Origin of the sequence: Variovorax guangxiensis, assembly GCF_003952165.1 — a bacterium.
GTDB classification, from domain to species: Bacteria; Pseudomonadota; Gammaproteobacteria; order Burkholderiales; family Burkholderiaceae_C; genus Variovorax; species Variovorax guangxiensis.
In genome coordinates this window covers 1-12,072 of the sequence record NZ_RXFT01000004.1, presented here as the reverse complement: position 1 = coordinate 12,072, position 12,072 = coordinate 1, and the positions used below count along the sequence as shown (strand labels likewise).

At 67.3% G+C, this 12,072-nt stretch carries 15 protein-coding genes; 9 read left to right on the top strand and 6 right to left on the bottom strand.

What is annotated here, in order from left to right; translation table 11 throughout:
• Positions 1–525 carry an FKBP-type peptidyl-prolyl cis-trans isomerase gene (locus EJP67_RS10960; protein WP_126021745.1) on the top strand — a complete coding sequence of 175 codons (525 nt, stop codon included), beginning with the start codon at positions 1–3 and terminating at the stop codon, positions 523–525.
• A gap of 80 nt (positions 526–605) precedes the next feature.
• Here the strand turns inward: EJP67_RS10960 and EJP67_RS10955 are convergent, their stop codons facing one another.
• The 4 genes from EJP67_RS10955 to coaBC form a co-directional block, all read right to left on the bottom strand.
• A complete protein-coding gene (locus EJP67_RS10955) occupies positions 606–1,106 on the bottom strand; it encodes a glycine zipper 2TM domain-containing protein (RefSeq protein WP_126021744.1) in 501 nt (166 codons plus the stop codon).
• Positions 1,107–1,289: 183 nt separating this feature from the next.
• A complete protein-coding gene (gene dut / locus EJP67_RS10950) occupies positions 1,290–1,736 on the bottom strand; it encodes a dUTP diphosphatase (RefSeq protein ID WP_019655978.1) in 447 nt (148 codons plus the stop codon).
• The gene (locus tag EJP67_RS10945; protein ID WP_126021743.1) at positions 1,736–2,197 is read right to left on the bottom strand and encodes a hypothetical protein; all 462 of its coding nucleotides are present in this window, start codon (positions 2,195–2,197) and stop codon (positions 1,736–1,738) included. The genes dut and EJP67_RS10945 overlap by 1 nt, the downstream gene beginning before the upstream one ends.
• The gene (gene coaBC, locus EJP67_RS10940) at positions 2,197–3,420 is read right to left on the bottom strand and encodes a bifunctional phosphopantothenoylcysteine decarboxylase/phosphopantothenate--cysteine ligase CoaBC (protein WP_126021742.1); all 1,224 of its coding nucleotides are present in this window, start codon (positions 3,418–3,420) and stop codon (positions 2,197–2,199) included. Before coaBC ends, EJP67_RS10945 begins: the two co-directional genes overlap by 1 nt.
• A gap of 194 nt (positions 3,421–3,614) precedes the next feature.
• On the opposite strand from coaBC, the gene EJP67_RS10935 reads away from it, so the two are divergent.
• From EJP67_RS10935 to EJP67_RS10905, 7 genes are all read left to right on the top strand, one after another.
• A complete protein-coding gene (locus EJP67_RS10935; protein ID WP_126021741.1) occupies positions 3,615–5,297 on the top strand; it encodes a CTP synthase in 1,683 nt (560 codons plus the stop codon).
• Positions 5,298–5,358: 61 nt separating this feature from the next.
• The gene (locus tag EJP67_RS10930) at positions 5,359–5,649 is read left to right on the top strand and encodes a DUF1330 domain-containing protein (RefSeq protein WP_126021740.1); all 291 of its coding nucleotides are present in this window, start codon (positions 5,359–5,361) and stop codon (positions 5,647–5,649) included.
• Between the two features lie 63 nt (positions 5,650–5,712).
• Entirely contained in the window at positions 5,713–6,996 is a 1,284-nt protein-coding gene (gene eno / locus EJP67_RS10925) for a phosphopyruvate hydratase (protein ID WP_126021739.1), read from the top strand.
• A gap of 18 nt (positions 6,997–7,014) precedes the next feature.
• Complete coding sequence (gene ftsB / locus EJP67_RS10920; RefSeq protein WP_093203189.1) at positions 7,015–7,293, top strand: cell division protein FtsB; 279 nt, start codon at positions 7,015–7,017, stop codon at positions 7,291–7,293.
• Positions 7,294–7,318: 25 nt separating this feature from the next.
• Entirely contained in the window at positions 7,319–7,951 is a 633-nt protein-coding gene (gene pnuC, locus EJP67_RS10915) for a nicotinamide riboside transporter PnuC (protein ID WP_126021738.1), read from the top strand.
• Positions 7,948–8,619 carry an AAA family ATPase gene (locus EJP67_RS10910; RefSeq protein ID WP_126021737.1) on the top strand — a complete coding sequence of 224 codons (672 nt, stop codon included), beginning with the start codon at positions 7,948–7,950 and terminating at the stop codon, positions 8,617–8,619. The genes pnuC and EJP67_RS10910 overlap by 4 nt, the downstream gene beginning before the upstream one ends.
• Before the next feature lie 31 nt (positions 8,620–8,650).
• Positions 8,651–9,625 carry a hypothetical protein gene (locus tag EJP67_RS10905; RefSeq protein ID WP_126021736.1) on the top strand — a complete coding sequence of 325 codons (975 nt, stop codon included), beginning with the start codon at positions 8,651–8,653 and terminating at the stop codon, positions 9,623–9,625.
• Positions 9,626–9,657: 32 nt separating this feature from the next.
• Here EJP67_RS10905 and hslO read toward each other — a convergent pair whose 3' ends face one another.
• Together hslO and EJP67_RS10895 are read right to left on the bottom strand one after the other, a co-directional pair.
• Positions 9,658–10,656, bottom strand: coding sequence for an Hsp33 family molecular chaperone HslO (hslO, locus tag EJP67_RS10900; RefSeq protein ID WP_126021735.1), 999 nt, complete (start codon positions 10,654–10,656; stop codon positions 9,658–9,660).
• Positions 10,657–10,695: 39 nt separating this feature from the next.
• Positions 10,696–11,220 (bottom strand): gamma carbonic anhydrase family protein, encoded by a 525-nt coding sequence (locus EJP67_RS10895; protein WP_126021734.1) that lies wholly within the window; start codon positions 11,218–11,220, stop codon positions 10,696–10,698.
• Between the two features lie 40 nt (positions 11,221–11,260).
• On the opposite strand from EJP67_RS10895, the gene EJP67_RS10890 reads away from it, so the two are divergent.
• Positions 11,261–12,072 (top strand): ferritin-like domain-containing protein (locus tag EJP67_RS10890; protein WP_133373061.1); only part of this gene is annotated, 812 nt, incomplete at its 3' end.

Below are 12,072 nucleotides of genomic sequence, written 5' to 3'. Positions count from 1 at the left end.
ATGGAAATCTCTGAACAATGCGTGGTCGGCCTGACCTGGACGATGAAAGACACGCTCGGTGACGTGCTTGATGTGCTCGACGAGCCTGTCGAATTCCTGGTCGGCGGCGACGATCTCTTCGACGTGATCGAAGCGGCCCTGCAGGGCCATGAACCCGGCGCCCGGGTGCAACTGCAGATCGAGCCCGAACAGGGCTTCGGCGACTTCAACGACCAGTTGCTCTTCCTGGAGCCCCGCTCGCTCTTCCCCGAAGGCACCGAGGAAGGCATGACCTTCGACGGCTCCGCACTGCCCAAGGGCGTGAATGCCGACATTCCGAAGGACACGATCTACACCGTGGCCGAGATCTATCCCGACCACCTGGTGCTCGACGGCAACCATCCGCTGGCGGGCATCGCGATCCGGCTCGACATCACCGTGCGTTCCGTGCGCGAGGCCACCGAGGAAGAAGTGGGACGCGGCACGGCGGGCACGGGCTTCTTCAAGATTGCGCCGATGGCGCCGGGCAACCAGACGCTGCACTGACGCGCCGAATCCGGCCGGAGGCTGCGCATACGAAAAAAGCCGGGCGATGCCCGGCTTTTTCACGTCTGAAACAGCGCGGCTTACATCCGCGAGATCTGGCCGTTGTCGATGCGCACGCGGTCGCCGATGCGCAGGTCGCCGGGGCTCTGCACGTCGAAGGCCCGATAGCCACCGCGGTCGGTCTGCACCGAGACGCGGTACATCTCGTAGACGCGCGGACCGTTCTGCTGTGCCTCGATGGTGTTGCCCAGCAGGGCGCCGCCCACGATGCCCAGCGCGGTCGCCGCGGCGCGGCCATTGCCCCGGCCGAACTGGTTGCCCACCACGCCGCCGATGACGCCACCGGCGACGGCACCGCCGCCCGTGGTGCCGGTGCCGGCGGTTTCGCTGCGCAGCACCTCGATGTTGGCCACGTGGCCGTACTCGACGTAGGAAGCTTCCTGGTAGGGAATGGCCTGCGGAGGCGCCTGGTAGGGATAGCGCGAGGTCTGGTAGACCGGCGCCGGTGCCACGCACGCCGTGAGCGTGGCCACGGCCAGCACGGAAGCCGTGACGGAAACAAAGCGCATTGAGATCTTCATGTTGGAGGCTCCTCGGAAAGAACGATGCAAGGATGATGAATGCATGCACCCTGCGTGTGCCTGACTAACGCCGCAGCATCGGCCGCGATGACGCCGTTCACACACTGAAACCTTCGAGGCCGTACGGCCCGTGCCGGTTCCGCTCTTTACCGCCCGGAAACTCAGCCGATCTTCAGGATTCGCTCAATGTTTGCCGGTAGAGCCGTAGCCGCCCTCGCCTCGTTGCGTGGGTGCAAATTCTGTGACCACTCGAAACTGCGCCTGCACCACCGGCACGATCACCAGCTGCGCCAGCCGCTCCATCGGGTTCAGCACGAAGGGCGTGTCGCTGCGGTTCCAGGCGCTGATCTTCAGCTCGCCCTGGTAGTCGCTGTCGATCAGGCCGACGAGGTTGCCCAGCACGATGCCGTGCTTGTGGCCCAGCCCCGAGCGCGGAAGGATCAGCGCCGCATAGGCCGGGTCGGCCAGATGGATGGCGATGCCGGTGCCCACCAGCTGCCAGCCGTTGGGCTCCAGCGTGATGGGGGCATCAAGGCAGGCTCGCAGGTCGAGGCCGGCGCTTCCGGGGGTGGCGTATGCGGGCAGTTGATCCACCATGCGCGGATCGAGGATGCGGACGTCGACTTTCACTAGTTATTGCCTTGCTTCTGTTGCTGTTCTCTTTGCTTTCGGGCCGCTTCTTCCAGCACCTGCTGCCACTTGGCGACACCGGGTGTGAGCTTCAGGCCCTTCAATTTCCTGCCGAACCAGGCGGCCAGCGCCGCCAGGACGATCAGCACGCCGAACGGCACGCCCGCGGCCCAGAGCACGAGGAACACCACCGCGCCGAAGATGCCCAGCACCTTGAGCAGCGCCGGATCGAAGGAGCCAGGCTGCTTCCTGGGCACTTCGCCGTTGGGGAGCTCGGCGCGTTGCATCGCGGCGGTGACGGGCCCCTGCGCCTGCGGACCGGAGGTCGGCGTCATGCCGATGTCCAACCCGTGCTCGCCGGGCGCCGCGGCGGTCCGCTTCGGCAGCGCCGCCTGCGCGGACAGCCGCTCCACATAGCGGGCGAAATCGCCATTCGGCGGTGTGTTCCATTGGGGATTCATCAGACCCTCCAGTCGGGAAGACGCGCTGCGATCTCGGTCATGAGCTCGCGCGCCAGCGTGAGCTTGGGGGCGCGCGGGAGCTCGCGCACGCCGTTGGCATCCACCAGCAGCAGCGCGTTGTCGTCCTGGCCGAAGGTCAGCGGGCCGATGTTGCCCACCAGCAGCGGGATGCCCTTGCGCTCGCGCTTGGCCTTGGCGTGTTCGGCGAGGTTCTCGCTCTCGGCGGCGAAGCCCACGCAGAAGAGCTTCTTCGACCGGGCCCGCTCGCTCTTCGCGACGGCGAGGAGGATGTCCGGGTTCTCGGTGAAGTTCAGCACCGGCGTCCTGCCGCTGCCGTCCTTCTTGATCTTCTGGTTGCTCTGGGTGGCCGGCCGCCAGTCTGCGACGGCTGCCGTAGCTACGAAAATGCTAGCACTCTGGGCCGCACGGGTGGTCGCTTCGAGCATGTCCTGCGCCGAGAGCACGTCGACGCGCGCCACGCCGCGCGGCGTGGGCAGGTGCACCGGCCCGGCCACCAGCGTGACATCGGCGCCTGCCTCGCGGGCAGCCCGGGCAATGGCGAAGCCCATCTTGCCGGACGAATGGTTGGTGATGCCGCGGATCGGGTCCAGCGCCTCGAAGGTCGGGCCGGCCGTGACCAGCACCTTCTGCCCCGCCAGCAGCTTGGGGCTGAAGAAGGCGGTGACATCTTCCAGCAGCTGCGCCGGTTCCAGCATGCGGCCGTCGCCGGTCTCGCCGCAGGCCTGCCAGCCGTTGCCCACGCCCAGCACCGTCGCGCCGTCGGCCGCCACCTGCATCAGGTTGCGCTGCGTGGCCGGATGGGCCCACATCTCGCGATTCATGGCCGGGGCGATCAGCAGAGGGATGCGGTCCATCGGGCGAGCCAGGCACATCAGGCTCAGCAGGTCGTCGGAGCGGCCTTGCACCAGCCGGGCGATGAAGTCGGCGCTGCAGGGGGCCAGCACGATCGCGTCGGCCTCGCGGCTCAGGTTGATGTGCGGCATGTTGTTGGGCTCGCGGGTGTCCCACTGCGAGGTGTAGACGGTTCGCCCCGAGAGCGCCTGCATGGTGACGGGGGTGATGAACTGCTCCGCTGCCTCGGTCATCACGACCTGGACGGTCGCGCCCGCCTTGACGAACAGCCGGCACAGCTCGGCCGACTTGTAGCAGGCGATGCCTCCGGTGAGGCCCAGGACGATGTGTTTGCCGGCGAGGTCTTGCATGGGCTGTATTGTTGCTCACCCCCAGGCTTCGCACTTCGTGTCTTCGCCTCCCCCCCGACCGGGGGCGGGCCGGCCGCTTCGGGCGGCCGTGCGCGGCGGCCCCCACGAAAGATGCCCTTCTCGAAAGGTGTCGCGAAGGGCACACCTATAATCGCAATTTCCCACTGCCCGGATTCACAGCGTCCGGAACTGGCATGACCAAATTTGTCTTCGTCACCGGTGGTGTCGTTTCTTCCCTTGGCAAGGGAATCGCCTCCGCCTCGCTCGCCGCGATCCTCGAATCGCGCGGCCTCCAAGTCACCCTCATCAAGCTCGATCCGTACATCAATGTCGACCCCGGCACGATGTCGCCCTTCCAGCATGGTGAAGTGTTCGTCACCGATGACGGCGCGGAGACCGACCTCGACCTCGGCCACTACGAGCGCTTCATCAACACGCGGATGCGCAAGGCCAACAACTTCACGACCGGCCAGATCTACAAGACCGTGCTCGAGAAGGAACGCCGCGGCGACTACCTCGGCAAGACGGTGCAGGTGATCCCGCACATCACCAATGAGATCCAGGAATACATCAAGCGCGGCGCCGGCATCGGCACGGCGCACGAGGTGGACGTGGCCATCGTCGAGATCGGCGGCACCGTGGGCGACATCGAGTCGCTGCCCTTCCTGGAGGCCGTTCGCCAGATGAGCCTGCGCATGGGCCCGAACAACTCGGCCTTCGTGCACCTGAGCTACGTGCCCTGGATCGCCGCCGCCGGCGAGCTCAAGACCAAGCCCACCCAGCACACGGCGCAGAAGCTGCGCGAGATCGGCATCCAGGCCGACGCCCTGCTGTGCCGCGCCGACCGCCCGATCCCCGACGACGAGCGCGCCAAGATCTCGCTCTTCTCGAACGTGCCCGAATGGGGCGTGATCTCCATGTGGGACGTGGACACCATCTACAAGGTGCCCCGCATGCTGCACGAGCAGGGCCTGGACGGCCTGATCTGCGACAAGCTGCGCATCAACACCCCGCCCGCCAAGCTGCAGCGCTGGGACGAGCTGGTCTACGAGGTCGAGCATCCGCAGAAGGAAGTCTCGATCGCCATGGTCGGCAAGTACGTCGACCTGTCGGACAGCTACAAGTCGCTCAACGAGGCGCTGCGCCATGCCGGCATGAAGAACCATGCCCGCGTGAAGATCGACTACATCGACTCCGAGACCATCTCGCCGCAGGATGTCTCGCGCCTGGCCAAGTACGACGCCATCCTGGTGCCCGGCGGCTTCGGCCAGCGCGGCGTGGAAGGCAAGATCTCGGCCGCGCGCTTCGCCCGCGAGGGCAAGGTGCCCTACCTCGGCATCTGCCTGGGCATGCAGGTGGCCACTATCGAATACGCCCGCCACGTGGCCGGCCTGAAGAACGCCAACAGCACCGAGTTCGACCCCGAGACGCCCACCCCCGTGATCGCGCTGATCACCGAGTGGAAGGACGCCGATGGCACCGTGAAGATCCGCGACGAGAAGTCCGACCTCGGCGGCACCATGCGCCTGGGCGCGCAGAGCTCCGACGTGGCGCCGGGCACGCTGGCCCACAGCATCTACGGCGACGTGGTCACCGAACGCCACCGCCACCGCTACGAAGCCAACGTGAACTACCTCGACGAGCTGCGCAAGGCCGGCCTCGTGATCTCCGCCCTCACCCAGCGCGAGCACCTCACCGAGATCGTCGAGCTGCCGCAGGACGTGCACCCGTGGTTCATGGGCGTGCAGTTCCACCCCGAGTTCAAGTCGACCCCGTGGGGCGGCCACCCGCTCTTCAACGCCTTCATCAAGGCTGCGCTCGAGCACAAGGAAAAGGGTTCGGGCAGCACCAACAAGACGCTGAAGGCGGTTGCATGAGCGCCGCGCCGGGCCGCCCCAAGCAAGCTCGCACCGCAGTGCGGAGCACGGAGGTATTCGAATGAGCAGCGGCTACGTCATCGCACATGTCGAGGTCACGAACCCGACGCAGTACGAGGAATACAAGAAGTGGTCGACCGTCGCCATGCAGGCGCACGGCGCCGAGGTGTGCGTGCGCGGCGGCCAGGTGCAGCCGCTGGAGGGCGACTGGAAGCCCACGCGCATCGTCATCCTCAAGTTCCCCAGCTTCGAGAAGGCCCGGGCCTTCTACGAGACGCCCGAGTACCTCAAGGCGCGCGAGGCGCGTGCCGGCGCCGCGATCATGAACATGATCGCCGTCGAGGGCCTCTGATCTCCTGCCCCGTTCCCCCATCTATTCATCCGCCCAAAGAGACCAGAAAGAGAAAGACAGAAGATGAGTGCAATCGTTGACATCGTCGGCCGCGAAATTCTCGACAGCCGAGGCAACCCCACCGTCGAATGCGACGTGCTGCTCGAGTCGGGCACCATGGGCCGCGCCGCCGTGCCCTCGGGCGCATCGACCGGCTCGCGCGAAGCCATCGAGCTGCGCGACGGCGACAAGAGCCGCTACCTGGGCAAGGGCGTGCTGAAGGCCGTCGAGAACATCAACACCGAGATCTCGGAAGCCGTGCTCGGCCTGGACGCCAGCGAACAGGCCTTCCTCGATCGCACGATGATCGACCTCGACGGCACCGACAACAAGGGCCGCCTGGGCGCCAACGCCACCCTCGCCGTCTCGATGGCCGTGGCCCGCGCCGCTGCGGAAGAATCGGGCCTGCCGCTGTACCGCTACTTCGGCGGCATGGGCGGCATGCAGCTGCCGGTGCCGATGATGAACGTCATCAACGGCGGCGCGCACGCCAACAACAGCCTCGACCTGCAGGAATTCATGATCATCCCCGTGGGCGCCAAGAGCTTCCGCGAGGCCGTGCGCTATGGCGCCGAAGTGTTCCACGCACTGAAGAAGATCCTGGGCGACCGCGGCATCAGCACGGCAGTGGGCGACGAAGGCGGCTTCGCTCCCAGCGTCGAGAGCCACGAAGCAGCCATCCAGCTGATCCTGGAAGCCATCGACAAGGCCGGCTACACCGCCGGCGAACAGATCGCCCTGGGCCTGGACTGCGCGGCCAGCGAGTTCTACAAGGACGGCAAGTACGTGCTGTCGGGCGAAAACCTCTCGCTCACGGCCGAGAGCTGGACCGACATGCTCGCGACCTGGGTCGACAAGTACCCGATCATCAGCATCGAGGACGGCATGCACGAAGGCGACTGGGACGGCTGGAAGCTGCTCACCGAACGCCTGGGCAAGCGCGTGCAGCTGGTGGGCGACGACCTTTTCGTCACCAACACCAGGATCCTGCAGGAAGGCATCGAGAAGGGCATCGCCAACTCGATCCTGATCAAGATCAACCAGATCGGCACGCTGACCGAGACCTTCGCCGCCATCGAGATGGCCAAGCGCGCTGGCTACACCGCCGTCATCTCGCACCGCTCGGGCGAAACGGAAGACAGCACCATCGCCGACATCGCCGTGGGCACCAACGCCGGCCAGATCAAGACCGGCTCGCTCTCGCGCTCGGACCGCATCGCCAAGTACAACCAGCTGCTGCGCATCGAGGAAGACCTGGGCGACATCGCCGTCTACCCCGGCCGCGGCGCGTTCTACAACCTGAAGTAACGCCGGACGCCACGCGGCATGCGCGCCCGCCTCGTTCCACCGATCGTCCTGCTGCTCCTGCTGGCCATCCTGCAGTGGCAGCTGTGGAACGGGCGCGGCAGCGTGCGCGACGTGGCCCAGCTGCGGACCAAGCTGGCCGACCAGAAGGAAGCCAACGCCAAGGCCGCGCTGAACAACGAGCGCCTGAGCTCCGAGGTCAACGACCTCAAGGACGGGCTGGAGATGGTCGAGGAGCGCGCGCGCGCCGAGCTCGGCATGGTGAAACCGAACGAAGTGTTCGTACAAATCGCGCACTGACCCTTCTTCATCTTTCCGCCTGCTGATGACCGAGCTTCTCTCGGCCCCCGCATTCCTGCTCTGGGGCTCTCCTGTCAGCTGGCTCGAACTCGTCGCGTCGACGCTGGCGCTCGCCATGGTGGGCTGCAACATGCGCGAGATCCATTGGGGATGGCCGCTGGCCATCGTCAGCTCGCTGCTCTACGTGGCGGTGTTCGCCAAGGCGCGCATCTACGGCGACGCCTCGCTCCAAATCTTCTTCGCGCTGGTCGCCCTTTGGGGGTGGACGCAGTGGCTGCGCGGGCACCGCGCTGACGGCAGTGCGCTGCATGTGAGTCGCCTTTCATCGCGCGGCATCGCGCTCACGCTGCTCGCCTGCGCTCTGGCATGGCCGGCGGTCGCTCTCTTCCTGCGCCGCTTCACCGACACCGACGTGCCCTGGTGGGACGGCTTCGCCACCGGCCTGAGCCTGGTCGGGCAGTTCCTGCTCGGGCGCAAGTTCATCGAGAACTGGCTGATCTGGCTGGCGGTGAACGTCGTGAGCGTGGGCCTCTTCATCCACAAGGGCCTGTGGCTCACGGTAGGCCTGTATGCGGTGTTCGCCGTGCTCAGCGTGGCCGGCTACCTTGCCTGGCGCCAGCGTATGCCGTCCAGTGCCGCAGCGGCCGTGCGCGCATGACACCCGTGCTGCCGACGGGCTGCGTCATCGCCCTGGTGGGTGCCGAAAGCACCGGCAAGACCGAGCTGGCCCGCGCCATCGCGCAGCGCCTGCAGGACCGAGACGTGCCAACGACCCTGGTGAGCGAGTACCTGCGCGAATGGTGCGAGCGCGAAGGCCGCACGCCGCGCCCCGACGAGCAGCAGGCCATCGCCGACGAGCAGACCCGCCGCATAGCGCTCGCAGCCGCCACCGGCGTGGTGGTGGCCGACACCACCGCGCTCATGACGGCCGTCTACAGCGAGCAGCTCTTCGCGGACACCTCCCTCTACGACCGTGCGCTGGCCGCCCAGCGGCGCTACGCCATCACGCTGCTGACCGCGCTCGACCTGCCCTGGGTGGCCGACGACATGCGCGACGGACCGCATGCGCAGCAGCCGACCGACACGCTGGTGCGCGCCGCGCTCGCGGGCGCGAAGCTCTCGTATGCCGTGGTGCACGGCAGCGGCGGCGAGCGGCTCGCCAACGCGTGGAACGCCCTCGTTTCCATCGCAGGCAACGAGGGCCGGCCGCGCACGCGCGCCAGGTCCGACGCGAAACCCGCCTCCTGGTCGTGGCCTTGCGAGAAATGCTCCGACCCGGAATGCGAACATAGGCTCTTCAGCGATCTCATCGCACGCCGCGAGTAGCGGCCCTCCCTTTCCCCTTACCGGAGACCCGATGCCCCTTTCGACCGCCGCGCGCATCGCGCTTCTTCCTTCCGCTCTGGCCACCCTGCTGCTGTCGGCCACCGGCCCGGTCCACGCGGCACCTGTCGCGGCCACCGTCGAGAACGGCACCACCACCACCGCCTGCGCCGAGGAAGACAACGTCTCGCTGACCCTGCGCGGCGAAGGCATCCGCCGCATGCGCATCGAGGCGCTGCAGCCCGACTACCTCGACAAGATCGGCAACGACGTCACCGCGCCCGACTTCTCGGGCTGCAACTTCGACGGCGGCGAGCATCCCACCGACCCGGCCTATCGCTTCCGCAAGCGCACCGTGGTGCTGATGGACAACGCCCAGTGGCGCATCGTAGGCATGACCCTGCCGAGCTTCTGGCGCCCGCAGCGCGTGCCCGTACAGGTGGGCAAGCGCAAGGACCGCGGCTTTCATCTGCTGCAGGTGTTCAGGAAGGAGAACGGTAAGCCGCTCGAAGCCATCGTGCTCTATCCGTCGGATGGCTACTGGCGCATCAAGCCGCTGCCCGAGCCGCGCTTCGGCGACGGGGTGTACGGCTCGTCCTTCCTGCTCGGCCCGGTCGAGGCCGCCGCGCGGCCGGTGGTGAACATCGCGTCGATCCGCATCGTGCCGCGCCCGCTGGCCATCCACGTGCGCTTCACCGACGGCGGCAGTGCCGCGGTGAAGGTCGACGAGATCAGCCGCGCGCGCACCGCGCTCGACGTGACGCTGTCGAAGCCCACCGCGAGCGCCCAGCCCTTCGCGGTGCTGCGCTCGATGTACGTCACGCCCGACAACGCCGACGTGAGCGAAGTGCGCTGGCAGGCATCGCCCGGTGCCGCGCAGCAGGTGCTGCCGCTGCCGGAGGTTAAGAGCCTCCAGGCCACGCAGGTGCGCTTTGGCCGCAGCCTGCCGTCGAAGCACAACACGAGCGCGCCGGACATCTCGTTCGGCGGGTTCGACGACGCCCGCTGAAACCCGGCGGCCCGGCGGCCGCCTTCAGGTTCTTACTGCACCACTTGACTGCCCGGAGCCCTGTCGCCCGCCGGCGTGAATATCTGCGCCGCATCCACAGCGTCGAAGCGGTACTGCTTGCCACAGAAGTCGCAGCCCACCTCGATGTTGCCGCGCTCGGCGAGGATGCTCTCGGCCTCCTGCTCGCCGAGGCCGCGGATCATCTGCGCCACGCGCTCGCGGCCGCATGTGCAGGCGAAGCGCGGTCCGAGCATGCCGGCCTGCGGCTCGAAGCGCAGCAGCTTCTCTTCCCAGAACAGGCGGCGCAGGATGGTCTCGACGTCGAGCGTGAGCAGTTCGTCGCGCGTGAGGCTCGACGCGAGGATCGAGATGCGGTTGTAGTCCTCGTTACGGCCGATCTGGTCTTCGTTGGCCTGATCGTGATCCTTGTCGGCGGTGCCCTCGAGGTTGCCTTCGCCTTTCACCGGCAGGCGCTGGATCAGCAGGCCCGCGGCCACCTTGTCGTCGGCGGCCAGCACCAGCGTGGTGTCGAGCTGTTCGCTCTGCAGCATGTAGTGCTGAAGCACGTCGCTGAGCTTGCCGAGCTTCTCGCCGTCGTCGCCGAAGAGCGGCACGACGCCCTGGTAGGGGGTGGTGCCCGGCAGCTTGTCCTTGGGGTCGAGCGTGATGGCGCAGCGGCCCTTGTTGTTCACGTTGACCATGTCGGGCAGGTGCGCGTCGGCCGGCAGCTCGCCCATCACCTTGGCGGTCGCGCGCAGGCTCAGGTCGGGCTTGGACTCGGCCACCGCCACCTTGACGGGGCCGTCGCCGAAGATCTGCAGGATGAGCGCACCGTTGAACTTGATGTTGGCCTGCATCAGCGTGGCAGCCGCCGTCATCTCGCCGAGCAGTTCGACCACCGGCTGCGGATAGGCGCCGGTGGCGGTATTGGAGGCGCGCCGCGCGAGGATCTCCTGCCACGCGTCCGTCAGGCGCACGATCATGCCGCGCACCGGCAGGCCATCGAACAGGAATTTGTGCAGCTCGCTCAAAACGTCTTCTTTCTGTGTGTGTGCCTGCGACCGGGATGGTCAGGCGATCTTTTTCAGGCCCTTTGCGAAGCGCCGCGCGTTGGCCACGTAGTTTTCCGCGCCCTGGCGCAGCTTGGCGGCGGCCTCGTCGTCAAGGGTGCGCACCACCTTGGCGGGCGAGCCCATGATGAGCGAGTTGTCGGGAAACTCCTTGCCCTCGGTCACCACGCTGCCGGCGCCAACGATCGAGTTGCGGCCGATCCTCGCGTTATTCAAGACCACGGCCTGGATGCCGACCAGCGTGTTGTCGCCGATGGTGCAGCCATGCAGCATCACCTGGTGGCCCACGGTCACGTTGTCGCCCACGGTCAGGGGGCAGCCGATGTCGGCGTGCAGCACCGACAGGTCCTGGATATTGCTGTTGCGCCCGATGCTCAGCGTCTCGGTGTCGCCGCGCAGCACCGCGCCGAACCACACGTTGGCGTTCTCCGCCAGCCTGACGTTGCCCATCACCTCCGCGGTGTCGGCCACCCATGCACCTTCGCCCACCTGGGGTGCCACGCCGTCGAGTTCGTAGAGCGCCATTGTTCCGGTCCCTGCAAGGTCAAAACCTAGAATTGTAGGGATGCACCCCCGATTGAGCGCGCTGGCCGCGCTTCGCCTTACAGACCCCGATGAAAAGGTGGCCGCCACCCGTGCCATCCCGCTGGACGGCGCTACCGAATCCATAGCAGCCCAGGCGATCCGCACGCCCGGCGACGATCTCGGCGTGCCGGGCCGCCCCGAACGCCCGCTGCGCGTGGCCGCCACCGCCGTGCAGAAGCGCTCGCCCTTCACCACCGAGGGACGCGCGGCGCTGATCCATTCGATCTGCCACATCGAGTTCAACGCCATCAACCTCGCGCTCGACGCCGTCTGGCGCTACGACGGCATGCCCGAGGCCTACTACCGCGACTGGCTGCGCGTGGCCCATGAAGAGGCGCTGCACTTCACCCTTCTGCACGCGCACCTGCAGGACATGGGCTGGCGCTACGGCGACTTCCCCGGCCACGACGGCCTGTGGAACATGTGCGAGAAGACCAAGGACGACGTGCTCGCCCGCATGGCGCTGGTGCCGCGCACGCTGGAGGCGCGCGGGCTCGACGCCACGCCGCTCATCCAGGGCAAGCTCAAGCGCGTGAACACACCCGATGCGCTGCGCGCGGTGGAGATCCTCGACATCATCCTGCGCGACGAGGTGGGCCACGTGGCCATCGGCAACCACTGGTACCGCTGGCTGTGCGAGCGCGAGGGCGTCGACCCGGAAGCGGCCTACCCCGGGCTCGTGGCGCGCTACGACGCGCCGCGGCACAAGCCGCCCTTCAACTTCGAGGCGCGCGGGCGTGCGGGCTTCAGCGCGGAAGAACTGCGCCAGCTCTCGCAGACGCAGGACAAGGC